Raw genomic sequence first — 24560 nt, forward strand, 5'->3', positions numbered from 1 at the left:
CGCCGCCACCACACCCGCGGCCGCGACCCCGACGGCGAAGCCGACGCCGAAGCCGACGACGACTCGCCCAGCCGCGCCGGCGGCGCCCGCGGTGACGTCGAAGAAGAAGGGCGTCGGTGTCTGGACCTTCGACGGCGTCAGCCAGGCACTGGCCAACTCGACGGCCAGTTGGTACTACACCTGGAACGTGAGCCACCAGGGCGTCACCACCCCGAAGGGCGGCGAGTTCGTCCCGATGATCTGGGGGGCGAAGAGCGTCACCGCCAGCAACCTGCAGGAGGCCAGGAAGAACGGCCGCTACCTGCTCGGGTTCAACGAGCCGGACATGGGCGGTCAGGCGAACATGAGCGTGGAGCAGGCGCTGGAGCTGTGGCCACAGCTGGAGGCGACCGGCCTGCCGCTGGGCAGCCCGGCGGTCGCGTGGGGCGGAGACCGGCCCGGCGAGTGGTTGGACCGTTTCATGACCGGCGCGAAGGAACGCGGCTACCGCGTCGACTTCATCGCCCTGCACTGGTACGGCGGCGACTTCACGACCACCAACGCGGTCAACCAGCTCAGGTCGTACCTCCAGGCGGTGCACGACCGGTACCGGCTGCCGGTCTGGCTCACCGAGTTCGCCCTGATCGACTTCTCCAACGGGGTCCGCTTCCCGAGCCAGGCACAGCAGGCCGCGTTCCTCACCGCGGCGACCCGGATGCTGAGCGGGTTGACCTGGCTGAACCGATACGCCTGGTTCGGTTTGCCCGCCACCGACAAGGACCAGACCGGGCTGTTCCGTACCGGCAGCACGGCGACCGCCGTGGGCCGCGCCTACCAGGCCGCTCGCTGACCTGGGCTACACGTGGTTCCGCCAGGAGTGCTGGGGCTCGTAGCCCAGCACCCGGCGTGCCTTGTCGATGCTGAGCAAGGTCTCGTGCTCGCCCAGCTCCCTGCGGACCTCGACACCGGGGTAGACCTCGGCCATCAGGCTGGCGCTGGACCTGCTCATCACGGTGTCCGCGTTGGCGATGATGAAGACGTCGGCGCCAGGCTGGTCGTGAACGAGCGCCCGCTCGACCGCCTGCGCCCCGTCGCGGGCGTCGATGTAGCCCCACAGGTTCCACCGGCGCAGCGCCGGGTCCGCGTCGAACGACGGGAACGGCGCGTAGTCCTCGACGTCCATCACGTTGGAGAACCGCAGACCCACCATGACCAGCTCCGGGTCCCACCGGCAGAAGTGCCGCGCCATCTCCTCCTCCAGCGCCTTGTTCAACGAGTACGTCGACTCCGGTCGCGGCGCGTACTCCTCGTCCACCGGCGCGTACGGCGGCGGAGTCTCGAACGGCAGGCCGAGCACCGTCTCGCTCGACGCCCACACCACCCGCTTGATACCCGCGGCCCGGGCCGCCGCGAACACGTTGTACGTCGCCGCGGAGTTGTTCGCGAAGGTGACCGCGTTGGACTGGAGGCCGGGAGCCGGGACCGCCGCCAGGTGCACGATCGCGTCCACCCTGCCGGGGTGCTCGTCGGCGCCGCCGGTGAACGCCTCCACCACCTGCCCGTAGTCGGTCAGGTCGACGAGGAGGAACTCGCCCCGCCCGTCGCGCCCGCTGGCCCGGTCCACCGCCAGCACGTCGACGCCCACGGCGCGCAGGTGCGCGACCACGGCGCGACCGAGCTTGCCGGCGGCACCGGTGACGACAACACGCTTGGGCAGTGCAGGGTTGCTCATGACCACATCTTCGCCGGGGGCAGCCGGAGCCCCGCAGCCGGGTGCGGCTCGGGTAGGCGCTGCGCCGGATGGCAAGGCCACTGTCATGCTGTCCCCGAGCAGAGATCTCCACCGCGGAACCAGCGCGTAGCCCGCGCGGCGAGCCAACGAGGTGAGCCCGGAAATGGTCGAGCCCGAAAGTCCTACGAACCGGACGCGAGTCTATGTCGACATGGTCGGTGACCTGTTCCATGCAGGTCACGTGGCGCTCCTCGAAGCAGCGCGTAAGTTCGGCGACTGGTTGATTGTCGGCGTGCTCTCTGACGAGGTCGTCGCCGCGTACAAACGCCGCCCCATCATGACCCTCGCGGAACGGATCGCCGTGATCAAGGCCTGCCGTTACGTCGACGAGGTAATACCCGACGCGCCGTACACGGTCACCACCGAATTCCTGGACCGGCACGACATCGCGTTCGTTGTACACGGTGACGACATCTCACCGGAGGCCGTGGCGGAGGTCTTCGGACCGGTCGCCGCCACCGGCAAGCTGCGGCTCGTGCGATATACCGCCGGAATATCCACCACGGACCTCATCCAGCGGATACGGATGTCCTCGTAGTGAACCGCGGGCACGCATCGTCACGCGTGACGGCCTCTGGCGCGGCTGCTAGTTCCGCCACGGTCCTCGTCCGGCGGCGATCGGGCTGGCACGTGCGTAACGTGCAGGGGTAACCCTGACGCGAAGAGGAGACTCATGTCCAAGCCACCGCTTCCCGAGGCCGCGGTCGCCATGCTGCAGAAGCCGAACCCGGCCGTCATGACCACCCTCCAGGCGAGTGGTCAGCCGGTTTCCGCGGCCACCTGGTACCTGTGGGACGACGGCCGAATCCTGGTGAACATGGACGAGAGCCGCCGTCGGCTGGACCACGTCCGGAACGACCCCCGGGTCTCCCTCACCGTTCTCGATGAGGACGGCTGGTACACCCACGTCAGCATCATCGGGCACGTCGCCGAGTTGCGCGCGGACGAGGGCCTCGCGGACATCGACCGGTTGTCCCGGCACTACACGGGAAATTCGTACCCACGGCGGGAGCGCGCTCGGGTCAGCGCCCTGATCGAGATCGACCGCTGGCACGGCTGGGGCTCACTCAAGGACAACAGCCAGGTCGGCTGACGCCTCGAACAGCTCGGAGCGCTAGAACTAGAGGCCCGGTCGGCCGCACCGCCGGCCGGGCCAGCGACCCCCACGGTCAGGGCTGCACGGTGGTAGCGGACGGGGCGCCGGCGCGGGTCACCAGGTAGCCGAAGGCCGCCGCGGTGAAGAACATGACGATGCCGTAGACGGCTCCCGGGATCGCCATCCGGGTGTTGTCGAGCAGCGCCGGGCTCAGCGCGATCGTGATGGCCAGGGTGCTGTTGTGGATGCCGATCTCGAACCCGGCCGCGGTGGCGGCGCTGCGGTCGACCCCGGCCAGCCGGGGCACCCCGTACCCGATGGCGAGGCTCAGCAGGTTGAAGGCGAGCACGGCGAGGCCGACGGAGACGAAGTAGTCGGCGATGTTCTCGCGTTCGCCGAGCACGGCACCGGTGATCACTGCGACGAGCACGATGACCGACAGGATGCGGACCGGGCGGTTCAGGCGGTCGGCGACCTGTGGCACCCGGGCGCGGACCAGCATGCCGATCGCGACCGGGACGAGCACGATGGCGAAGACCTGGAGCACCTTGTCGAACTGGAGGCCGATGCTTCGCCCGTCGGGGAGGAAGTAGGCCGCCGACAGGTTGACCAGGATCGGCAGCGTGAACACGGCGAGCACCGAGTTGATGGCGGTCAGGGTGATGTTCAGGGCGACGTGCCCGCCGAAGAGGTGGCTGTAGAGGTTGGCGGTGGTGCCGCCGGGTGAGGCGGCCAGCAGCATCATGCCGACGGCCAGCTCGGGCGCCAGGTCGAAGGCGACGACCAGGCCGAAGCAGAGGGCTGGCAGCACCAGCACCTGGCACACCAGCGCGATGACGGCGGCCCTCGGATGCTGGGCCACCCGGCGGAAGTCCGCAGTGGTCAGCCCGAGACCCAGGCCGAGCATGATGATGCCGAGGGCGATGGGTAGACCGACCAAGGTCAGGGCTGAGTCCATGGCACAACATCGTTACCACCGGGTAACGCCGCCACAATCCCCCGTGCGGCCGGTGGCTCTTGACTCCGGACCGTGATCGCCTTAACTTCATCAATCAGATAAGTGTCTTTACTAATCCCGCTCCATTCCTCGTGGGAGTGCCGATGCGACCATTCCGTCATCGCCGTCTCACCGCCGTCGTCGCTCTGGCGACGATGCTGGTGACCGCAGCACCGCCGACCGCCGCGAGCGCGGGCGACAAACCGGACCGCCGGGCCGGCTACCACCGGGTCGGCTACTTCACCCAGTGGGGCATCTACGGCCGGGCGTTCCCGGTCAAGAAGCTTGACACCTCCGGGGCGGCCAGCCGCCTCACGCACGTCAACTACGCCTTCGGCAACGTCAGTGAGGACGGACGCTGCTATGTGGACGGTGGACCGGGCGAGGGTGACGCCTGGGCCGACTACCAGCGTCCCGTCCCGGCGGAGGAGAGCGTCGACGGGGTCGCCGACGCCCCGGGTCAGGCGCTCAACGGCAACTTCGGCCAGTTGGCCAAGCTGAAGGCCAAGCACCCCCAACTGCAGGTGCTGATTTCGCTGGGTGGGTGGAGCTGGTCGACGTACTTCTCGAACGCCGCCCGCACCGACGCCTCCCGCAAGGCGTTCGTCGCCTCCTGCATCGACCTCTACCTCAAGGGCAACCTGCTGGGCGGGGACGGCGCCGCGGGCGGGCCGGGCGCGGCCGCCGGCGTCTTCGACGGCATCGACCTCGACTGGGAGTGGCCGAACTGGGCCGGCGAGCCGGGCAACGTCATCCGCCCGGAGGACCGGGAGAACTTCACCAAGCTGCTCGCCGAGTTCCGCCGGCAGCTCGACGCCTTCGGCCGCACGACCCGCGAGCACCACCCGCTGACCGCGTTCCTGCCGGCCAACCCGGCGACCATGGACGCCGGCTACGAGGGTGGCAAGATCTTCAAGTATCTGGACTTCGCCACCGTGCAGGGGTACGACTTCCACGGCGGCTGGGAGGCGGTGGCCAACCAGCAGTCGGCGCTGCGCGTACCGGCGGGTTCGCCGGACAACCCGGACTTCTCCGTCGAGGTGGCGATCGACGGCTGGATCGCCCGTGGTGCGCCGCGCGACAAGCTGGTCCTGGGCATCCCCTACTACGGCCGGGGCTGGACCGGCATCACCGGGGGCGGCAACGGCCTGTTCCAGCCCGCCACCGGGCCCGCGCCGGCCACCTTCGAACCCGGGTACGAGGACTACAAGAAGCTCAAGACCCTGGCCGGTGACGGCTACACCGTGCACCGCGACCTCCGCGCCGGGCACGCCTGGCTGTTCGACGGTACGACGTTCTGGACGTACGACGATCCGGCGGTCGTGCTGCAGAAGACGCTCTACATCCGGCGGGCCGGCCTGGCCGGCGCCATGATCTGGTCACTCGACGGCGACGATGACAACGCCACGTTGACCAAGACGATCGGCCTCGGGCTGACGACCTGGTAGGCGTACCCCGATTGCGGCAGTTCTCCGGCCCGTCGCCGACCGATTGCCCGGTCGGCGGCGGGCCGACTACGCCTCCTGAGGCGCCACCGCGCGTACCGCGGCCTCGATGAGGGCGGTCACCCGGTTCATGTCCCGAGCCTCGCGTACGTCCAGCTCCGCCGACCATCCGTCCGCGCGGGTGAGCGTCACCGTCACGTCCTCGCGGCGGTGGGTCAGCCAGCCGGCGATCGCCTGGACCAGCACCATGACGGCGCCCGCGTCGCCGACCGCCACCGTCAGCACGTCCGTGGCGCCCGCCGGCGCCTCGCCGGGTGACGTCGTCGCACCGGCGGGGGCCGCGACCGCCACCTTGTCGCGAAGCCGGTCATCTGACCGCAGCCAGGACGCCAGGGAACGCTGGGCAGCGGCGGACGGAAGATCCGGGGCCACCCCGAGTGTGATCATCTCCAGAGACGCCGGCACCGTCTCCTCCTTCCGGGCGAAGACAACGAGCGGGGGTTCTTCCTCCTGTCATCCTGCCAGCCGCCCCCGGCGCCGGCATCCCAGACAGTCACCGGAGTCGATCAGACCTTGACCGGCGTGTCGGCGGTTCATAGGCTCCGGCCACCGTGAGCAATTTCCCGAGAAGGGAAACACAAGACATGGCCCCATCGATGCGTCCGTTCTGGACGATTCCCCCGAAGCGGCTGGCGAGCGCGGCCACCCTCACGCTCCTGCTCGGCATGATTCCCCTGCTCAGCGGCACATCGGCCGCGAGCGCCGCGCGTCCCTCCCCGTGCAGCGACGACCCGACCGCGCGGGTGAGCACCGTGCCCGCTCCGGAGGCCGTGCTCGGCTTCCCGCTCGGGGTGGGTCAGGAGCGGGTCGTCACCAACGACGAGGTCCGGACCTACCTCGGGGCCGTGGACCGGTCCTCCGACCGGGTCGTCACCGGTGTGATGGCCACCAGCGTGCTCGGCCAGCCGCTGCCGTACGCGGTGGTGTCCAACGAGCGCAACGTCCGGCCGAGCGCGTTGCGCAGCATCGCCGACGACATCCGGGACCTGCGGGATCCCCGCCGGACCAGCGCGAGGACGGCCGCCCGGACGGCGAAGGACAGCCCGGCCATCGTCTGGGTCACCGCGAACGTGCACGGCGGCGAGAAGAGCGGCACCGACGCGGCGCTCAAGACACTGTACGAGCTGGCGGCCGGCCTGTCCTGCGCGGTCGAGAAGCGCAACGACAACCTGGTCACCATCATCGTCCCGACGCAGAACCCGGACGGTCGCGACGCGACCCGGCGGCAGAACGAGTTCGGCTTCGACATGAACCGGGACTGGTTCGCCCGCACCCAGCAGGAGACCGACGGCAAGCTCGAACTCCTGCGGCGCTACCCGCCGCAGGTCTTCGTCGACGCCCACGAGATGGGTGGCCGCCAGTACTTCTTCCCGCCCAACGCGGACCCGATCCACCACGAGATCGCCGGTGAGGCGGTGGACTGGATCAACCGGATCGGTGAGGCCAACAAGGCGGGCTTCGGCTACAACGGCGCCTGCGACGACGACGTCGACACCGAGTGCTACTTCAACTACGACACGTACGACATGTTCTTCATGGGCTACGGCGACACGGTGCCGACCACGGGCTTCGGCGCGGCCGGCATGACGTACGAGAAGGGCAGCGCGTCGGCGGTGGCCGACCGGGTCCAGCAGCAGTTCAACACGCAGTGGGCGACGCTCGGTTGGGCGGCGGCGAACAGGCACGAGGTGCTGACCGACTACTTCGACATCTGGACCGACGCGCTCGCCCAGGGCAGGGCGGGCACGCTGGAGCCGAACGAGGTGGTCCAGCCCACCAACGAGGTCCAGTTCCCGGTTCCCGATATCAGGATCCGCTCGTACTTCCTGCTGCCCGACCGGCAGCTCGCCGACGTCCGCCAGCTCGTCGAGCGGCTGCGCCGGATGGACGTCGAGGTGTACGAGGTGCAGAAGCCGACCCGGCTCCCGACCGCGCGGGTCTTCGGCGGTCGGGCGGCCACCAACGTGACCGTGCCGAAGGGCGCGTACTGGATCCCGATGGACCAGCCGCAGAAGCACTGGATCCAGGCGATCATGGGCGAGGACCCGTACGTCCCGTTCCCGTACTTCTACGACGTGTCCTCCTGGAGCAACCCGCTGCTGATGGGTGTGTCCACGATCTACACCGGCGACACCGTCCGGCCGAAGGCGCAGCTGGTCCGGGAGATCTCCGGCGGCCGCAGCGGGCTGGCGTGGCCCTGGGGCTCGTACACGTACCCGCTGGACTCGGCGGCGGCCGCGGAGTTCACGTTCGCCCTGCTCGGCCGTGGCGTGCCGCTCGTGCGCAACCTGGAGACCAGCGCGGTGGCCCTGCCGGCGACCAAACTGAGCCGGACGGTCGACGAGCTGGCTGAGTCCTTCGGGGTGACCCTGACGCCGGGCGGGCGGGCCACCGGGACCCGACTCGAACTGCCGGACGTGGGCCTCTTCCAGGGCACCGGCGTCTCCACCACGTCGGGCTCCCACGGCGAGGCCCGGTACGTGCTCGGCAAGCGGTGGGGGCTGAACCTGACGCCGGTCACCACGGCCGACATCAACGACAACACCGAGGCGTTCACCGGACGCACCGTCCTGCTGGTGCCGGACGGCAGCAGCCCGACCGGCGGTCTCACCGCCGCCGGGCAGGCCAACCTGCGCGCCTGGATCGCGCAGGGCCACACCTACATCGGGCTGCGCAACGAGGGCACGCGGGTGGCCCGCGCCGCCGGGCTCACCTCCACCACCGAGAAGCCCAAACCGGCCGACTACCTGGTGATCGGCTCACACCTGCGGGTCGACGTCGACCAGGACAGCCCGGTCGCCCTGGGCCGCCCCGCCGAGGACTTCGAGTTCAACAACAGCGACCCGATCCTCAACCCGAGCACCACCGGGACGAACGTGCTCCGCTACCCGGCGGGTGACACCTTCTGGGCCAACGGCTACACCGTCGGCGCCGACGCGTTGAAGGGCACGGCGGCAGTGGTCGACGAGCCGACCGGCGCGGGTCGGGCGGTGCTGTTCGCGTTCAACCCGCTCTTCCGGGCGTACAACGAGAATGGTCTGCACCTGGTGGCCAACGCGTTGCTCTACCCGGCGGCGGGAGGCGCGACCAGCGCGCCGGACGCCCGGCGTTCGGCCGGGGTCGACCCGGCGCGGGCCAGCGCGGCCGCCGCGCCGGTGACGGCGGAGCTGGGCGGCGGGTGGCGCCCGACCACCATCGAGGTCGCGGCGACCGACCTGCCGCGCGCCCGGGCGATCGTCGATCGGTTCACCAAGGACGCCCGGACGTCCACGAAGGACGGTTCGGCGTACGTGGTGATCCCCAACCCGGAGGGACGCCAGGCCGACGAGCACCCGTTCCTGGGTGACCTGGTACGCGCGCTGCGCGACGCCCAGGTGCCGCTGAGGTCGGTGGTGGGCTGACGGATCCCGCACAGCGAAGCGCCCGTCCCCTCGACTGGGGGCGGGCGCTTTGGCGTAGTTCGGGACGGCTATGACCGCCGGGCGACCTGGGCGACGAACGCCCGCCAGGCCACCGGCCCGAAGACCAGCGCGGGCCCTTCGGGGTCCTTGGAGTCCCGCACACCGACGATGCCGGGCAGGTTGTCCGCGACCTCGACGCAATTGCCGCCGCCGGAGCCGCTGCGAGTCGACTTGCGCCACACAGCGTCGATCAGGTCCATGACGTCACCACTTCCTTGATCAGATCGAGTGACTGGCGGCGGGGTAACGCTTCGCTGCGAACCGTCTCCCACCTCGACATGAGAATATCCAGATCGGCGTCGCGGTCGATGACAACGCCGCCGAGCTGGTTCTCCATCTCCCCCACCCACGCGTGATCGGGCAGGCGCGCCAGGCTGAACGGCCCGGTCAGGCCGACGTGCATGCTGACCTCGTCCGGCAGCACGTGAACGCTGACGTTCGGCCGCTCCGCGAGGGTGGTCAACTGCTTGATCTGCCCGGTCATGACGTCGCGGAAGTCCGTGCCGGCGCGGCGGAGCACCGCCTCGGCGATGACGGCGACGAACTGCGGGGCGTTCGCCTTCGTGAGGACCGCCTGCCGGTCCATCCGGTGTGCGAGCCGCTTCTCGACCTCGTCGTCGCTCAACGTGTCGTCACAGCGGATGACGGCACGGGCGTAGCTCTCCGTCTGGAGCAGACCCGGCACGAGGCTCGGTTGGAAGCACCTGAGCTGGGTCGCCGTGCGCTCCGCGTCAAGCCACGGCAGGAACCAGGACGGGGTTCCCAGCTTCCCCACCATGCGCTCGAACAGCCCGCCGTTCTTGAACGCCCGGTCGGCGCCCTTGATGAAGTCCATCGTCAGCGCTCGCGTCTCACCCTCGACAGCGCTGACGTGCGACGCGCTGAAGCCGGCTCCCCGGCCGAAAGCCTCCTGTGTCATCCCGGCGGCCCCTCGGGCGCGGCGGATCTCGCCCACGATGAACGCGGCGAGTGGGTGCGGCAGATCGGGCATTCAACGCTCCCCAAACCGGAAGATCGACTACTCACGCCGTTGCTCGGCGTGGACCGTTTCGCCAGCTCAGCCCGAACCGGCGAACCACCTTCCGAGGGTAGTGGTCTCCACACCAGAGTGTCACCAACGGCGCGACCGGTGGAGGACCCGAGACCCGGCGGACGCGTTCGTGCCGGGGCCGCCCCTCTGGGCGAGCACTCACGGGGCGGCCCCTTCCAACGCCAGCCAGGGGAAGACCATGTCCATCGACAAGCCGAAGCTCACGGACTCACCACCGACGGTGCGGTCCGGCGACCTGCTGCACCTGACCCGTACCGCGAGCCCTCAGTTCGCCCAGCCCATCACCGTCCGCGTGATCCGCGCCCTGACCGACCGACACACGTACCCCGGTTGGCTGTGGATCGACGCCTACCAGCTCGGCGCGAACGGCGACGCCGTCGCGCGCCGCGAGCTGTACCTGATGCCGGCCGGCGCACGCCGGCTCGCCTGCCTGCCGACCCGGCCCGCCGTCCGGCGCCCGCTCCGGCGTGATCCGGTGCGGGTCGGCTGATGCCCCGTCACGCTTCCGACCACCGGCCCGCCCGCCCGACGTGGCGCTGCGGGACGTGCGGCATCGCCTGGCCCTGCTCGCCTGCGAAACTCCGTCTCCTCGCCGAGTACCGGCTCGACCGCCCCGCCCTGCTCATCCACCTGGCGAGGCTTCAGACCGAGGCCGCCGACAATTTGGCCGCGCTGAACCCGAACGCCCCGCCGGTCGACCTGACCGAGCGCTTCACCGGCTGGGCGTCCGCCCGATAGCTGACAGGCCCATGCACGTTGGGTAGATCTTGGACAGTTCTCGTCAGCTGCGCACGGAAACTGTCCAACATCTGCGACCAGAGGCGGGCACCGTCTCCAGGACGGTCACGCAACTGGCGCTCGCGTCGGCTAGCGGACATCCGCCGAGCAGGATCACGACAGCGGTCACCCAACCCGCGGCGCAGGCTGTCCGGGGCCGCTGGCGATGGGCGCCGGCCGCCGGAGGAGGCGCGCGACCCATGGGCGTACCCCGGGCAGGGTCGGTGGTCCGGGCGACGCTCGCCGGCTGCCTGGCCCTGCTGATGATGACCACGACCGTCGGCTGCCGGCGGTCCCGGACGGCCCCCTCCCCCACCGCCGCCGCGCCGGTCGGCCTCACCGTCGCCGCCTCGCAGCCGGCGTACCGGGTGGGTGAGCAGATCAACCTCCGGCTCAAGCTGGTCAACAACCGCGATGCCGGGTGCCGGCTGAGCCGGGTGCCGGACGGGACGGTGACGGTGCTGTCGCTGACCCGCGACGGCGAGCCGGTCGCGCCCACGGTCGGTGGTGCCGCGTACTACCGGGACTTCACCGCGTACCTGGTGGAGAACCTGGTCCCGGTGCCACCGCGCGGCTCGGTGGAGCTGACCCTGGGCAGTGACCCGCAGAGCCCCATCGGTGCGGCGCTGACGACCTCCGCCCCGGACGGCCGTGGCGGGGCCACCGTCACCTGGTGGCCGGTCGACCAGCCGGGGGCGTACCGCCTGGGGCTGGGTTACCTGCGGGCACCGCTGCGGGGGGTGCCGGCGGACCCCTGCGCCGCGACGGTCGAGCAGGGCACGGTGGCGTTCGAGGTGAAGGGCGGGTGACCGGCATGCGGAGCCGAGTCGGCGTACGCGCGGGCGTGGTGCTGGTCGGGTTGCTGGTGCTGCTGGCCCCACAGGCGGCGTCCGCCGTGGTGAGCGTCAACCCCGACCTGCAGACCGAGTACGCGGGCTGCGTCGGGCAGATCCGCAGCTCGGGCAACGGCGCCGTGCTCGACGCGCTGGAACGCTCCGGCAAGCAGATCAAGGTACGCAGACCCATCTTCGGTACGGAGAGCAGCACCACCACGTACGTCCCGGGCAGTGACGTGCAGATCAACTGGGTGCCGGAGAACGACGGGCGGAAACTGACGGACGAGGGTCCGGGCTTCACCGAGGACCAGTGCGCGACCCTCATCCACGAGATGAACCACGCCCTCGACGAGGTGAACGACACCGACCGGGGCCAGTTCTGCACCCAGGGCGGTCAACAGGTCAGCACCGCGGACCCCGACGAGGTGCACGCGGTGTTGGCGGAGAACGCGTACCGGCAGGCCGTCGGGGTGCCGACCCGCACGACGTACAGCGGTATGAAGCTGCCGCCGAACGGCAAGGACTGCGACCTGCCCAAACCCCGTCCGCCTGGCGGTGGCGGTTGCTCGATCTCGGTGATCGGCAAGGGTTACCGCTGCGCGAACAGCAACGGTGACCCGCACCTGCTCACCTACGACGGCCTCCGGTACGACTTCCAGGCCGCCGGGGAGTTCGTGCTCAGCCGCTCCCTCACGGACGACTTCGAGGTCCAGGTACGACAGACGATGTTCCCGGCCAGCTCGGTGGTAGCCGTCAACTCCGCTGTCGCCGTCCGGGTGGCGGGCGACCGTGTCGGCGTGTACGCGACACCCGACGGACCGGTGACCCGGGTCAACGGCGCGCCGCCGACCTCCGCGCCCACGGGCGTCAAGCTGCCCCGCGGCGGCACGGTCACCACCTGGGACGACGGCACGGTGACGGTCGACTGGCCGGACGGCGCGCGGCTGGACGTGCACCCGCTCGGGGTGTGGGGCGTGAGTGTGAGCGTCACCGCGCCGACCGGGCGGGCCGGGAAACTGGAGGGTCTGCTCGGCGACCACGACGGTGACCCCGGTGACGACCTGACCGTCCGCAACGGCGGCAGGTTGGCTCAGCCGCCCACGTTCGACGCGCTCCACCCCGGCTTCGCCGACAGTTGGCGGGTGGAGGGCCAGCGGTCGCTGTTCGACTACGAGCCGGGTCAGACCACCGACACGTTCACCGACCGGCGCTTCCCGCACCGGCTGCTCACCGTCGGCGACCTGCCCAACCGGGCCACCGCCGAACTCGTCTGCCGCCGGGCCGGCGTCACCGACCCGGCCGTCCTCGCCGACTGTGTGCTCGATGTCGCCCTCACCGGGCAGGTGGCGTTCGCCACCGACGCCGCCCGGGCGCAGCGCGACGCCCCCGGCGCCGGCGACGTCAGCCTGGAGGTGACCCGGCCCGGCGCCATTGCCGCGCTCAAGGTGCCCGGCCGGGCCGGTCAGAAGATCTTCATTCAGGTACCCGCCGCCACCGTTGCGGATCGCTGCAACGTGCTGCTCCTCCTCGACCCGCAGGGACGCGAGCTCGCGACCGGCTGCGTCATCTCCGGCGTCGGTTACATCGACACGACCACCCTGACCGCCACCGGCGACCACCAGGTGGTGCTTGACCTGTGGGGCTCCGACCTCGGGCGGGCGACGGTACGGGTGGTCACCGTGACCGACGAGGAGCAGACGCTCGCCGTCGACGGGCCCGGGGTGCTTGCGACGCTCGCCCAGCCCGGGGCGGTGAGTCGCCTGGCGTTCGACGGGCGCGCGGGCCAGAAGGTCTTCCTCCAGGTCACCGGCGCCACCCTGCCGGACCGGTGCGGCGTGCTGCGGCTGCGTGACCCGGCGGGCGACCCGGTGGCCGGCGGATGCGTGATCGGCGGCCAGGGGTACGTCGACGGGTTCGTCCTGCCGGCCACCGGCCGGTACGTGCTGGAGATCGACGGGGTGTCCACCGACACCGGCTGGGCGGACGTGCGGCTGCGCGACGCCCGCGACGAGCAGCTCGACACCGTCCCGGACGGACGGGCCAGCACCCTGGCCGTGCGGCAACCCGGCGCGGTCAGCCGGCTGCGCTTCACCGCCGACGCGGGTCGGCGGATCGCCGTCGAGGTGACCGCCGCGACCCTGCCCGACCGCTGCGGGATCCTGGCCCTGACCGGCCCGGACGGCGACGCGGTGGGCGGCGGCTGTGTCATCGGTGGGACGGGACGGTTCGAGACGGGCCCGCTGCCGAAGGGCGGCACGTACACGCTCGTGCTCGACCCGTACGCGGAGGACACCGGGTCGGCGTCCGTCACCGTCCGCCGGATCGGCTGACCGCGCGGCCGGCCGGCCCTGCGTACGGGCCGGCCGGCCGTGCGGAGGCGTCAGCCGGTCGTGCAGAGGGTGCCGTTGAGCGTGAACGCGGTGGGCAGCACGTTCGGGCCGCTGTACGCGCCGACGAAGCCGGCGCTGACGCTGCCACCGGCGGCGATCCGCCGGTTGTCGTCGGTCGGGGTGACCCGCACGGAGGCGCCGACCTGCTCCCACCCGGCGCTCCAGCCGCTGCTCACCTGTTGCCAGGCCGTCGGCCAGGTCCAGGTGAGTGTCCAGCCGTTGATCGGGCTCGTGCCGTTGTTGGTGATCTCGATGGCGCCGATGTAGCCGTTGCCCCAGTCGCCGCTGGTGGTGAAGCGGACGCCGCACGCGCTGGCGGCCGGGCTGCCGGTGGTGAAGGTGAGCGGCGGTGAGGACCAGGAGACCCGGCCGGCTGTGTCCCGGGTCAGCACGTTGACGGTGTACCTGCTGCCCGGCACCAGGTTGCGGACCGTGAGCGAGGTGGCGCTCGTCTCGCCGACCTGCTCGCTCGCCGCCCCGGTCTGCCGGTACACCTCGTACTTCGCGATCGGGCTGCCGCCCGGGGTGGCCGCCGGCCAGGAGATCGTCGCGCTCCGGTCGGTGACGCCGCTGACGGTGGCTTGGCCGGGCGCCCCGGGTCGACCGGCGGTCGCGCCGGCCGGTCGCAGCACGAGCATGGTCAACGAGTACGGCGGCAGCGTCCGGGTCGTCGCGGAGCCGGACTGGCTGGTGGCGATGCCGGCCGCGCCGTTGGTGAGGGTGGAGACCGTCGGCGCGGCGGCGGACGGGCTGAACCCGGCGTAGTCGATGGTGATCGGGCGGTCGGTCTCCGGGTCCTTGTTCACCAGCAGCACCGCGAGGTCACCGTTGCCCCGGCGGACGGCGTGCGCGGTGACCAGCGGCTGGTCGGTGCCGGCGCGGACGAACTGGTCGCCGGGCTTGGCGAACAGCTTCATCATGGTCAGCGCGTGGTAGGGGGCGAACGGTGTGTTCAGTGGCGGCTCGCACACCGAACCGTCCGCGGTGCAGGCGCCGCTGGAGAGCATCCCGAAGTCGCCGTAGTCGGTCTGGCCCGCCACTTCGGAGACGGTGCCGATGCCGTTGTGCACGTTCCACCACTGCACCGTGAAGACACCGTTCTCCAGCAGCCCGCTGTAGACGTCCGCCAGGAACAGCGCGGCCGGCTGGGTGGTCCGTCCGACGTCGACGTTCAACTCGGTGAAGCTGATGCCGATGCGCGCGGCGTTCGCCCCGGCGTACCGGGTGAGCTGCTGCCGGAGCAGGTACGCCGCGTCGGGGATGTGGCTGGTCCGGGCCAGTGACTCCGCGGCGGTGCCGCCCGGGTACCAGTGCACGTCGACGAAGTCGATCTTCGGGCCGGCGATGGAGAGCACGGTCTGGTTCCACGGGCCCGGGTCGGCGCCGGCGGTGATCCCGTCCGGCCAGTTGCCCGGCATCGTCAGCACCGCGCCGACCTTGATGGTCGGGTCGACCGCCTTCATGGCGTCGGCGTACTCGACGACCAGCCTCGCGTACTGGGTGGCGCTCTTGTCCGGGTGGTCGTCCGCCTCCCACGCCGACCCGTAGTGGCCGTTGCCGTAGTTCTCGTTGCCGACCGTCCAGTAGCGCGCGCCGTAGCCCCTGGTCACGTTGGCGTACCGCACCCAGTCGGCGGCCTCGGCCGGCGTGCCGGTGCCGTAGTTCGCGATGATCATCGGCTCGGCGCCGACGCGCTGGACCGCGGCCATGAAGGTGTCGAAGTCGGTCCCCGGTGCGACGTACCCGCCGGGGGCGGTGTGGTCCTTCCAGTGGTAGATGTCGGCGTACGAGCCACCGGGGTAGCGCATCATCTGCACGCCGGCGTCGCGCAGCAGGTCCGACGTGTCGGCGCTGCCCAGGTGCTGGTCCCAGATGGCGTGGTTGACGCCCAGCGCGGTTTCGGGCACGGTCGCCAACCCCGCCCGCGCGTCCACGGTCACGGCGATCGGATCGGCTGCCGCGCTGGCGGTCGGGGAGTTGACGCCGCCGAGCGCGCCCACGGCGAGCAGCAGGCTCGCCAGGAGTGCCGCTCGACGGGATCGGAGGTGGCGTGCCGGCCGGGACCGGCGGGACTTCGGGGTCTGCATGGCAGGGTTCCTTCGGAGAAGACGACAGTGGGTCGCCCAGCCCCGGACCGTCGCATCGGGAGATGCGGCGCGGCGGCGGGCGGACTCGTGGACGGACGGCTCCCGGCGTGCCGTCGTTCGTGTCACCGTCCCCCGGGAACCCACAAGGGATCCCCGCTGCCCATGGACGGACGTCAGCCCCGCGCGCGACATGTCATCGACGGCCAAGAATGTCACGGACGATCCGACGACCTCAAGTGCAGGCTTCCTTTCCGCCGTCTCCTCGCCCCGTGTTGGTCAAGTCATCACCTGAGGGCAGCACCCACCGCCAGGGCCGGCGGACCGCACGATCACGAGCGGGAATAATCCCGGGGCATGCGGGGACGATTCGGCGCGGTCAGACGGTGGTACGGGGAGCACAGGCGGGCGGTCCGGCGTACCAGCCTCGCGCTGGTCGCTGGTGCGGTGCTGGTGAGCGGCGGCGTCGTGGCCAGCGTGGTGTGGGTGCGCGGTGACGCGGACGGCCACATCTACAGCGAGGCCGGCGTGCCGGACGCGCCGGTCGCCCTGGTCCTGGGCACCAGGGTGGACGCGGACGGCACGCCGTCGCCGTTCCTCGCCGCCCGGCTGGAGGTCGCGCGGCGGCTGTTCGACGGTGGCAAGGTCCGGGCGATCCTGGTGTCCGGCGACAACATGAACGCCGACTACAACGAGCCCGAGGCGATGATGCGCTGGCTCGTCGACCGGGGCGTGCCGGAGCGGAAGGTCGTGCTGGACTACGCCGGCTTCGACACGTACGACTCGTGCGCCCGGGCGGAGCGGATCTTCGGGGTGCGGCGGGCGACCGTCGTGACCCAGTCCTTCCACCTGCCACGCGCGGTGGCGCTGTGCAGACGCCTCGGCATCGAGGCCAACGGCGTGGGCGACGAGACCGTGAAGAGGTACGCCCGACCGTGGCGGGTCAGCTCCACCCGGGAGTACGGCGCCTGCCTCAAGGCGGCTCTGGACCTGCTCTCGGGCCGGGACCCGGCCCATCTCGGCCGCCGCGAGACCGGTGTCGACGACGCCGTCGCGAACGGCTGACGCGACGGTCCGGTCCGGTCGTGCCCGGTCAGCGTCGCCGGGGTGCGGCGGCGCTGTCGCGTTCGATGAGGTCGGTGGCGAGTTCGACACGGGGGCTTTCGATCGTCTCGCCGGCGGCGAGACGCAGGACGGTGCGCGCGGCCAGCATGCCCATCTTGGCCAGGGGTTGGCGGACCGTGGTCAGCGGCGGGGAGCACCACCGCACCTCCGGCAGGTCGTCGAAGCCGACCACGCTGATGTCGTCGGGCACCCGTAGGCCACGTTTGCGGACCGCCTCGTAGACGCCGAGCGCCATCTGGTCGCTGGCGGCGAAGATGGCGGTGGGCCGGTCGGGCAGAGACAGCAGTTGAGTGCCGGCGGTGTAGCCGGCCTCGTGGTAGAAGTTGCCCGGGCGGATCAGGGTGTCGTCGACCGCGATGCCGGCGGCGCCGAGGGCGGCGCGGTAACCGTCGAGCCGGGCCCGGCTGCACATCAGGTGCGGCGGGCCGGCGATGAAACCGATGCGGCGGTGGCCGAGGCCCAGCAGGTACTCGTTGGCGCTCAGGCTGCCGGCCCGGTTGGTGGCGCCGATGGTGGGCGCCTCCTGCGGGTCGACACCTGCGGGGTCGACGATGACCACCGGGACGTGGAGGCGGCTCAGCTCGGCCTTGAGCGGCGGATTGACCATCGAGGTCACGAAGATGACCCCCTCGGTGGAGCGGGCGCGCATGTTGTCGAGCCACTGCTTGGCCGACGAGATGCGCCAGTGGATGGCCGAGACGACAGTGCCGACGCCGCTGCTCAGGCCCACGTCCTCGACACCCCGGATGATCTCCAGCGCCCACGGGCTGTCCAGGTCGTTGAAGACCAGGTCGATCAGGCCGGCGCCGGTCGCCGTGACCGGCGAACGACGGCGGTAGCCGTGCCGGTTGAGCAGTTCCTCGACCCGTTCGCGGGTCTGGGGTGCGACGTCGGAGCGACCGTTGATGACGCGGGAGACCGTTGGCACGGAGACGCCGGCCAGCCCCGCGATCATCGCGATGGTGACGTTCCGGCGATTGTCGGAGCCCACGGTCGCCCCTTCGTCTGGCTGGGTCTTCAGCTCGGCACGGCGGCGGATCGAGGTTCATCTCCGGAAGTTTCGGTGCTTCACCGGTATTACCAATCGATGGCCGGCACGCTACGAGCTGTTTCCACACTGGTCAAGGCCTCTGTCTTATTGCGAAAAGAGCGGCTAGCGTAGGCAGGGCTTCCACAGCTACCGGGCCAACAACCCGGAAGTTTCCGAAAGCCGCCCAGAGGAGCCTTCGTGTCGACCGACACCGCTGACGTGGGGACCGCTGCCCGGTCGATCCGCAACCCCGTCCTCGCCGGATTCCACCCGGACCCGTCGATGCTGCGCGTCGGCGACGACTACTACCTGGCCACCTCGACGTTCGAGTGGTATCCGGGGGTACGCGTACACCACTCGCGTGACCTCGTGCACTGGCGGGCCCTGGGCGGGATCATCACCGACCGTCGCCTGCTCGACCTGCGCGGCTGCGGGGACTCCAACGGGGTGTGGGCGCCCGACCTGACCTACCACGACGGCGAGTTCCACCTCGTCTACAGCGACGTGGCCAGCTTCGCCAGCGGCTACTGGGATCCGCAGAACTACCTGGTCACCGCACCTGACATCGCCGGCCCCTGGTCGGATCCGGTGCAGCTGCACGGGCGCGGTTTCGATGCCGCGCTGTTCCACGACGACGACGGCAGCACCTGGCTGTTGAGCATGAGCGCGGACTGGCGACCCGGCCGGGACCGCTTCGGCGGCATCGAGATCCAGCAGTACGACCGGGTGGCGCGCGCTCTCGTCGGCCGACCCCGTCTCCTGTTCACCGGAACCCCGGTCGGGGTCACGGAGGGCCCGCACCTCTACCGCCACGACGGCTGGTACTGGCTGATCACCGCCGAGGGTGGCACGAGCTGGGAGCACCAGGTCACCGTGGCGCGGTCACGGGAGCTGTTCGGGCCCTACGAGGTGGACCCGGACGGCCCGCTGCTCACCTCCGTCGGCCGACCCGACCTGCGCCTGCAGAAGGCCGGCCACGGCAGTCTGGTTCGCACTCCGGACGGCGGCTGGTACCTGGCGCACCTGGTCGGACGCCCCTACTCGCCGCGGGGCAGCTGCGTGCTCGGCCGGGAGACCGCGATTCAACGGGTCGACTGGCCGTCGGGTGGCTGGCCCCGGATTCCCGGCGGGGTGCCGGCGGAGGAGGTCACCGCACCCGACCTGCCCGCACATCCGTGGCCGGCGGAGCCCGCCACCGACCATTTCGACGCCCCGGAGCTGGGCGGCTGCTGGTCGACGTTGCGCCGGCCGGCCAGCGCGGACTGGCTCGACCTGCACTCCCGCCCGTCGCACCTCCGGATCCACGGAGGACAGTCACCGGTGGGCCGGCAGAGCCCGAGTCTCGTCGCGCGGCGCGTCGGGGCCACGCGCTGTTCGCTGGAGACCGTGGTCGAGTTCACCCCGGTCGACCACCGCCAGCTCGCCGGGATCACCGCCTACTACAACACCCTCAACTGGCACCACCTCTACCTGAGCCGTGCCGACGACGGGCGGGTCGTCCTGGAGCTGCTCAGCTCCGACAACGGGCGGCGCACCCCGCACCCGGAACTGACCGTCGACGCCAGCGACGTCGTCCGCGTCGGACTGCGGGCGACGTTCGACGGGCCTGTCGTGCGCTTCGACTACGACCTCGGCGCGGGTTGGCACCGGCTTCCGGTCGACCTGGACGCGACCATCCTGTCCGACGAGCACGCCGCGCTGATCATCGACGGGGAGCCGGCGGCGTGGGGCTTCACCGGAGCGTTCCTCGGGCTGTGGGTGCAGGACCTCGGCCGTGACGGCGCCTACGCCGACTTCGACCTGGCCACCTACCGGGAGCAATGACCGCCGTCCGTCGACCCGAGCGGCACCGCAGGGCGGTCAGCGCCGACGGGCGCCTCACCCGGCACCGCGCCGTCGTCGCCCGGCGTGGGCGACGGCGGGTCAGGTCGCGACGGCGACCGGCTCCCGGTCGCGCGAGCGTCGGTCGGCGGCGAGGCTGAGACCCGCCAGAACCAGCCCGAGGACCGCGAGGGCCAGGCCGACCCGGGCCGGTGCGAGGTAACCGAGCCCGGCGGTGATCGCGACGCTGCCGAGCGCGGCGCCCAGGCTGTTCGCGATGTTCATGGCCGACTGGTTGACCGCCGCCCCCATCAGCTGGGCGCCGGGCGCGACGGTGATCAGGCGCGCCTGGAGGACCGGGCCCAGGTAGAGGCTGGTCGCGCCGACCAGGAACGCGCCCACGAACAGGCCCGTGCGGGTGGACGCCACGAGGCTGAACACGGCGATGCTCACGATCATCGCGACGAAGCCGACGATCATGCTCCGGCGCAGGTCGCGGTCCCCGAGCCAGCCGCCCAGGGCGTTGCCGACGGTCATGCCGAGACCCACCGCGACGAGGGCCCACGGCACCGTCGCGGCCGAGAGGCCGGCGACGTCCGTGGTGACCGGCGCGATGTAGGAGTCGACCGCGAAGAACCCGGCGAAGCCGACCGCCCCGGTGGCCGCGACCAGCCACACCTGCGAGGTCCGCAGCGCCCGCAGCTCGGCGGCCGGCGAGCCGTCCACCGCCGCGGCGACCTCCGGCACGACCGCCAGCACCGCCAGCAGGGTGAGCAGGAAGACTCCGGCGATGACCAGGTAGGCCGTGCGCCAGCCGGCCGCCTGCCCGAGCCGGGTGATCAGCGGTACGCCGACCACGTTGGCGGCGGTCAGGCCGCTGAGCACGGTGGCGAAGCCCCGCGCCTCCCTACCGGGACCCATCAGGGCCGCCGCGAGCAGGCCGGCCGCGCCGAAGTACGCGCCGTGCGGCAGCGCCGCGACGAAGCGTGCCACCAGCACCATGCCGAACGTCGGCGCGGTCGCCGACGCGATCGTGCCGACGGCGAAGAGGACGAGAAGCCCGAGCACGAGCTTCTTGCGGGGTACGCGCGCGCTCAGGGCGGCGATCAGGGGAGCGCCCACGACGACGCCGAGCGCGTAGGCGGTGATCATCCAGCCCGCGCGGGCCACCGCGCCCGACGACGACTGGGCGTACTGCTCCGGGAGCAGGCCACGCGCCATCTCGGGCAGCAGGCCCATCGCCACGAACTCGGTCAGGCCGACGGCGACGCCACCGAGCGCCAGGGCGGCGACCGCCGCGAGGCGTCGACGTCTGCTCAATCCATCCACCGGGAGAATTTAGCAACAGCGTTGCGTAATATGGTGGTGAGATGACTCGCATCACCGCGGACGTCTCGTTCCTGCGCGGCTACAACCAGGCGCTCGTCATGGCGGTGGGCCGCAGGGTGGGCACCTTCGAACGGTCGACCGTCGTCGACGCCACCGGCCTGACGCCGCAGGCGGTTTCCAAGGTCATCGCTCGGCTGACCGCCGACGGCCTGATCCGTTCCGCCGGCGTCCGCCGTCCGACCGTCGGCAAGCCCGCGGTCGTCTACGAGCTGATCCCCGAGAGCCGGTACGCGATCGGCGCCCACGTCGCCCGGCGCACCCTGCGGCTGGTCCTGGTCGACCTGGCCGGCACCGTGCACCACTCGGCGGTCAGCCCACTGGCCGCCGATTTCACCCCGGAGCACCTGCTCCACGCCCTGAAAGCCGGCATCGACGCCATCACCGGCGGCAACGACCTTCGCGGCCGCCTGACCGGCGTGGGCCTCGGCATGATCGGCCCACTGGACCACGAGCACGGTCTGGTCCGTGACGCGCACGGCCTGCGTCACTGGCACGACGTGCCGCTGCGCGAGGTCGCCGAGTCGTACCTGGGCCTGCCGGTGCATCTCGACAAGGACGTGACGGCGGGGATCACCGCCGAGGCGTGGCGGCACGGCGGCGCGTTCGGCGACGCGGCTCTCATCATGGTCGAGTCGGGCATCGGTGGAGGCTTCTGGTTGGGCGGCGCCGCCCACCGCGGCGCACACACCAACGCCGGGGAGTTCGGCCACACCGTCGTCGATCTGGACGGACCCCTCTGCGTCTGCAGACGCCACGGCTGTCTCGAGATCGTCCACAACCGGGCCGCCGAGGCGGGAGACATCTCCCGCGCGGCCCGCGTCCTGGCCGTCGGCGTCGTCAACCTGCTCCAGACGCTCGACCTCGCCCACGTGGTGCTGGCGGGAGCGGACCTCCTACGGCACGGGGACACCTACCTCGCCGCCGTCGAGAGGGCCGTCCACGCGGACGGCCGACGCGGGGACTGGCTCGCCACCGACGTGTCCCTGTCGAGCCTCGGCGCCGACGCGATCGCCGCAGGAGCCGCCATGCAGGTTCTCGACGAGCACTACGGCATTCCGGACCTCGCCCCGCTCTAGGAGACCGTGGGCGCCGCCCAGGCCGGGTCGCGACCGGTCAGACCGACGACCCGGTCGAGCAGCGCGGCCTCGGCCGGCACCATGACCGACGGCCCGAACAGACCCGGGGTGCCCTCGCTGCTCGCCTGCTGCGACACCAGACCGTGGACCCACTCGACGGTCTGCGGGTCCGCGTCGTACGCCTGACCGGTCGCCCGCGCCAGATCCCAGCCGTGCATGAACACCTCGTTGAGCGCGACGAGACCCATGACCTCGGCCGGGAGCACCACCCCACCGGCCGCCGTCTCACCCGTCCAGGCGCTCGGTGCGCGCCACGCGGCAACCAGGTGATCGAGCTGTGCGGGCAGGACACTGCGCCACGCCGGGTCCAGGTTGGCCAGCGCGGGACGGCCGGGACCGCCCGGCGCACGGTCGGACCCCTTCTCGGCGGCCGTGCGGAACGCGACGGTGAGCCCGACGAGGTGGTCGAGCAGGTCGCCCACGACCCATCCGGCACAGGGGGTGACGGCGGTGAGCTGGTGATCACCCACCCCGTGCACCAGTGACGTCAACGCGCGAGACGCCGGCCCGAGATCCGGGGTGCCGCTGATGTCGCGCATCTCGTTGCTCCTTCGAGGTCGGTCGTCCGCAGGCTAACCGGGGGGACCGACAGAACGCCCGGGTCCGTCGGACACCCGGGTGGCGAGCGTCGCTCATGCTGGAAGAGTGATTCGCTTCGTGCTGAACGTGCTGTGGCTCATCTTCGGTGGTGGCATCGTGCTGGCGGTCGGCTACGGCATCGCCGCGCTGATCTGTTTCGTCCTGGTCATCACCATCCCGTTCGGCGTCGCGTCGCTGCGTCTCGCCGTCTACTCGCTGTGGCCCTTCGGCCGCACCCTGGTGCCCAGGCCCGGCGCGGGTGTCGGCTCCGGGTTGGCGAACATCCTGTGGGTGGTGCTGGCGGGCTGGTGGCTCGCCCTGTCCCACATCGTCGCCGGCGTCGCCCTCTGCGTCACGATCATCGGGATCCCGTTCGGTGTCGCCAACTTCAAGCTCGTCCCTGCCGCGTTCTGGCCGCTCGGCCGCGAGGTCGTCGAGGCACCCTGACGGCTGGCCGACCCCCGTCGAGAGTAGACGGACGGGTATCGTTCCGGACGCACCGCAGCGGTGGCCCACAGCCCGACGAACCCCCGACAGGAGGCTGGCATGGCCGGCCCGGACGCCGAACTCGCAGCGACGCTTCAGCCCGACGTGCCGCACGCGGCGCGGATCTGGAACTACTGGATGGGCGGGAAGGACAACTTCCAGGCCGACCGGGCGGCCGGTGACGCGGTGGCCGAGGTCTACCCGGAGATCGTCCTGATGGCGCAGCACTCGCGGCGGTTCCTGGTGCGGGCCGTGCGTTTCCTGGCCGCCGAGGCGGGCATCCGGCAGTTCCTGGACATCGGCACCGGCCTGCCCACCATGCAGAACACCCACGCCGTCGCCCAGGCGGTCGCGCCCGAGTCGCGGATCGTCTACGTGGACAACGACCCGATGGTCCTCGTGCACGCCCGGGCGCTGCTGGCCAGCACGACCTCGGAGGGTGTCACCACCTACGTGCCCGCCGACTACCACGACCCGGAGCGGATCCTCGCCGAGGCGGCGCAGACACTGGACTTCGACCAGCCCGTCGCCGTGATGTACATGGGCGTGCTGGGCTACGAGCCCGACCTGTCCGTGGTGCGCTCGATTGTCGACACGACGATGGCCGCGACCGCCTCCGGCAGCCACCTGGTGCTGTGGGACGGCACCAACACCAGCCCGGCCGTGGTCTCCGGCGCCGAGCGGCTGGCGGAGAACGGTGGCGTCCCGTACATCCTGCGCAGCCCGGACGACCTCGCGAGCTGCTTCTCGGGGCTGACGATGGTGGAGCCCGGCCTGGTCCCGATCCCGCTGTGGCGACCGGACGACGCCGACGCCACGGGGATCGACGCGTACGGCGCGGTGGCCCGCAAGCCCTGATCCTGTCGAACATCAGCTATCTGCTCTTCGCCCGGCGGACACGCGCCGGGCGTCCGGGGCGGGAATGATCCATGGCGATCTATCCGCACCGGACGCAGGAGCACACATGCGCGACAGAAGCAGCAGGACCCCGTCCCGGGTGGCGAGGGCGTTGGCGGCGGCCGGCGC

At 71.2% G+C, this 24560-nt stretch carries 23 protein-coding genes; 14 read left to right on the forward strand and 9 right to left on the reverse strand.

Annotated elements, in window-relative coordinates:
* Positions 1 to 829: glycoside hydrolase family protein (locus DKT68_RS19250; RefSeq protein WP_201749103.1), on the forward strand; the 829-nt coding region annotated here is incomplete at its 5' end.
* Between the two features lie 6 nt (positions 830 to 835).
* Here the strand turns inward: DKT68_RS19250 and DKT68_RS19255 are convergent.
* The gene (locus DKT68_RS19255; RefSeq protein ID WP_109818803.1) at positions 836 to 1711 is read right to left on the reverse strand and encodes an NAD-dependent epimerase/dehydratase family protein; all 876 of its coding nucleotides are present in this window, start codon (positions 1709 to 1711) and stop codon (positions 836 to 838) included.
* 163 nt (positions 1712 to 1874) lie between these two features.
* Between DKT68_RS19255 and DKT68_RS19260 the strand changes: the two genes are divergently transcribed.
* Positions 1875 to 2309, forward strand: coding sequence for an adenylyltransferase/cytidyltransferase family protein (locus DKT68_RS19260; protein ID WP_109818804.1), 435 nt, complete (start codon positions 1875 to 1877; stop codon positions 2307 to 2309).
* A 135-nt stretch (positions 2310 to 2444) separates the two neighbouring features.
* The gene (locus tag DKT68_RS19265) at positions 2445 to 2864 is read left to right on the forward strand and encodes a PPOX class F420-dependent oxidoreductase (RefSeq protein WP_109818805.1); all 420 of its coding nucleotides are present in this window, start codon (positions 2445 to 2447) and stop codon (positions 2862 to 2864) included.
* A 76-nt stretch (positions 2865 to 2940) separates the two neighbouring features.
* On the opposite strand, the gene DKT68_RS19270 is transcribed toward DKT68_RS19265, so the two are convergent.
* Entirely contained in the window at positions 2941 to 3825 is an 885-nt protein-coding gene (locus DKT68_RS19270; protein WP_109818806.1) for a bile acid:sodium symporter family protein, read from the reverse strand.
* A gap of 143 nt (positions 3826 to 3968) precedes the next feature.
* On the opposite strand from DKT68_RS19270, the gene DKT68_RS19275 reads away from it, so the two are divergent.
* The gene (locus tag DKT68_RS19275) at positions 3969 to 5312 is read left to right on the forward strand and encodes a glycoside hydrolase family 18 protein (protein ID WP_109818807.1); all 1344 of its coding nucleotides are present in this window, start codon (positions 3969 to 3971) and stop codon (positions 5310 to 5312) included.
* 66 nt (positions 5313 to 5378) lie between these two features.
* On the opposite strand, the gene DKT68_RS19280 is transcribed toward DKT68_RS19275, so the two are convergent.
* Positions 5379 to 5774, reverse strand: a complete 396-nt coding sequence (locus DKT68_RS19280) for an effector-associated constant component EACC1 (RefSeq protein WP_109818808.1) — start codon at positions 5772 to 5774, stop codon at positions 5379 to 5381.
* A gap of 179 nt (positions 5775 to 5953) precedes the next feature.
* Here DKT68_RS19280 and DKT68_RS19285 point away from each other — a divergent pair, with 179 nt between their 5' ends.
* Positions 5954 to 8770, forward strand: a complete 2817-nt coding sequence (locus DKT68_RS19285) for a M14 family zinc carboxypeptidase (RefSeq protein WP_109818809.1) — start codon at positions 5954 to 5956, stop codon at positions 8768 to 8770.
* A 68-nt stretch (positions 8771 to 8838) separates the two neighbouring features.
* On the opposite strand, the gene DKT68_RS19290 is transcribed toward DKT68_RS19285, so the two are convergent.
* Both DKT68_RS19290 and DKT68_RS19295 read right to left on the reverse strand, forming a co-directional pair.
* Positions 8839 to 9030, reverse strand: a complete 192-nt coding sequence (locus tag DKT68_RS19290; RefSeq protein ID WP_109818810.1) for a DUF397 domain-containing protein — start codon at positions 9028 to 9030, stop codon at positions 8839 to 8841.
* A complete protein-coding gene (locus tag DKT68_RS19295; protein ID WP_109818811.1) occupies positions 9021 to 9821 on the reverse strand; it encodes a helix-turn-helix domain-containing protein in 801 nt (266 codons plus the stop codon). Before DKT68_RS19295 ends, DKT68_RS19290 begins: the two co-directional genes overlap by 10 nt.
* Before the next feature lie 238 nt (positions 9822 to 10059).
* On the opposite strand from DKT68_RS19295, the gene DKT68_RS19300 reads away from it, so the two are divergent.
* The 4 genes from DKT68_RS19300 to DKT68_RS19315 all read left to right on the forward strand — a co-directional run bounded on the left by DKT68_RS19300 (position 10060) and on the right by DKT68_RS19315 (position 13824).
* The gene (locus DKT68_RS19300; protein WP_109818812.1) at positions 10060 to 10371 is read left to right on the forward strand and encodes a hypothetical protein; all 312 of its coding nucleotides are present in this window, start codon (positions 10060 to 10062) and stop codon (positions 10369 to 10371) included.
* The gene (locus DKT68_RS19305; RefSeq protein WP_109818813.1) at positions 10371 to 10619 is read left to right on the forward strand and encodes a flavin reductase; all 249 of its coding nucleotides are present in this window, start codon (positions 10371 to 10373) and stop codon (positions 10617 to 10619) included. The genes DKT68_RS19300 and DKT68_RS19305 overlap by 1 nt, the downstream gene beginning before the upstream one ends.
* 239 nt (positions 10620 to 10858) lie before the next feature.
* A complete protein-coding gene (locus DKT68_RS19310) occupies positions 10859 to 11467 on the forward strand; it encodes a hypothetical protein (RefSeq protein ID WP_146218395.1) in 609 nt (202 codons plus the stop codon).
* 5 nt (positions 11468 to 11472) lie between these two features.
* Complete coding sequence (locus DKT68_RS19315) at positions 11473 to 13824, forward strand: VWD domain-containing protein (RefSeq protein ID WP_146218396.1); 2352 nt, start codon at positions 11473 to 11475, stop codon at positions 13822 to 13824.
* 50 nt (positions 13825 to 13874) lie between these two features.
* On the opposite strand, the gene DKT68_RS19320 is transcribed toward DKT68_RS19315, so the two are convergent.
* Entirely contained in the window at positions 13875 to 15971 is a 2097-nt protein-coding gene (locus DKT68_RS19320) for a cellulose binding domain-containing protein (protein WP_109818816.1), read from the reverse strand.
* 354 nt (positions 15972 to 16325) lie between these two features.
* Between DKT68_RS19320 and DKT68_RS19325 the strand changes: the two genes are divergently transcribed.
* Positions 16326 to 17033, forward strand: coding sequence for a SanA/YdcF family protein (locus DKT68_RS19325; RefSeq protein ID WP_109818817.1), 708 nt, complete (start codon positions 16326 to 16328; stop codon positions 17031 to 17033).
* Between the two features lie 28 nt (positions 17034 to 17061).
* Here DKT68_RS19325 and DKT68_RS19330 read toward each other — a convergent pair whose 3' ends face one another.
* Complete coding sequence (locus DKT68_RS19330) at positions 17062 to 18048, reverse strand: LacI family DNA-binding transcriptional regulator (protein WP_407940767.1); 987 nt, start codon at positions 18046 to 18048, stop codon at positions 17062 to 17064.
* Positions 18049 to 18321: 273 nt separating this feature from the next.
* On the opposite strand from DKT68_RS19330, the gene DKT68_RS19335 reads away from it, so the two are divergent.
* Positions 18322 to 19947 carry a glycoside hydrolase family 43 protein gene (locus DKT68_RS19335; RefSeq protein ID WP_109818819.1) on the forward strand — a complete coding sequence of 542 codons (1626 nt, stop codon included), beginning with the start codon at positions 18322 to 18324 and terminating at the stop codon, positions 19945 to 19947.
* 99 nt (positions 19948 to 20046) lie between these two features.
* On the opposite strand, the gene DKT68_RS19340 is transcribed toward DKT68_RS19335, so the two are convergent.
* Positions 20047 to 21273, reverse strand: a complete 1227-nt coding sequence (locus DKT68_RS19340) for an MFS transporter (protein ID WP_109818820.1) — start codon at positions 21271 to 21273, stop codon at positions 20047 to 20049.
* Positions 21274 to 21314: 41 nt separating this feature from the next.
* On the opposite strand from DKT68_RS19340, the gene DKT68_RS19345 reads away from it, so the two are divergent.
* A complete protein-coding gene (locus DKT68_RS19345; protein ID WP_109818821.1) occupies positions 21315 to 22409 on the forward strand; it encodes an ROK family transcriptional regulator in 1095 nt (364 codons plus the stop codon).
* Here DKT68_RS19345 and DKT68_RS19350 read toward each other — a convergent pair.
* Positions 22406 to 23008, reverse strand: a complete 603-nt coding sequence (locus tag DKT68_RS19350; RefSeq protein ID WP_109818822.1) for a TIGR03086 family metal-binding protein — start codon at positions 23006 to 23008, stop codon at positions 22406 to 22408. The two genes, DKT68_RS19345 and DKT68_RS19350, sit on opposite strands and share 4 nt — an antisense overlap.
* Positions 23009 to 23114: 106 nt before the next feature.
* Here DKT68_RS19350 and DKT68_RS19355 point away from each other — a divergent pair, with 106 nt between their 5' ends.
* Both DKT68_RS19355 and DKT68_RS19360 read left to right on the forward strand, forming a co-directional pair.
* On the forward strand, positions 23115 to 23495 hold the full coding sequence (locus DKT68_RS19355) for a YccF domain-containing protein (protein ID WP_201749104.1): 381 nt from the start codon (positions 23115 to 23117) through the stop codon (positions 23493 to 23495).
* Positions 23496 to 23594: 99 nt separating this feature from the next.
* Entirely contained in the window at positions 23595 to 24392 is a 798-nt protein-coding gene (locus tag DKT68_RS19360) for an SAM-dependent methyltransferase (RefSeq protein ID WP_109818824.1), read from the forward strand.
* Positions 24393 to 24560: the final 168 nt, after the last annotated feature.

Origin of the sequence: Micromonospora acroterricola, assembly GCF_003172955.1 — a bacterium.
GTDB classification, from domain to species: Bacteria; Actinomycetota; Actinomycetes; order Mycobacteriales; family Micromonosporaceae; genus Micromonospora; species Micromonospora acroterricola.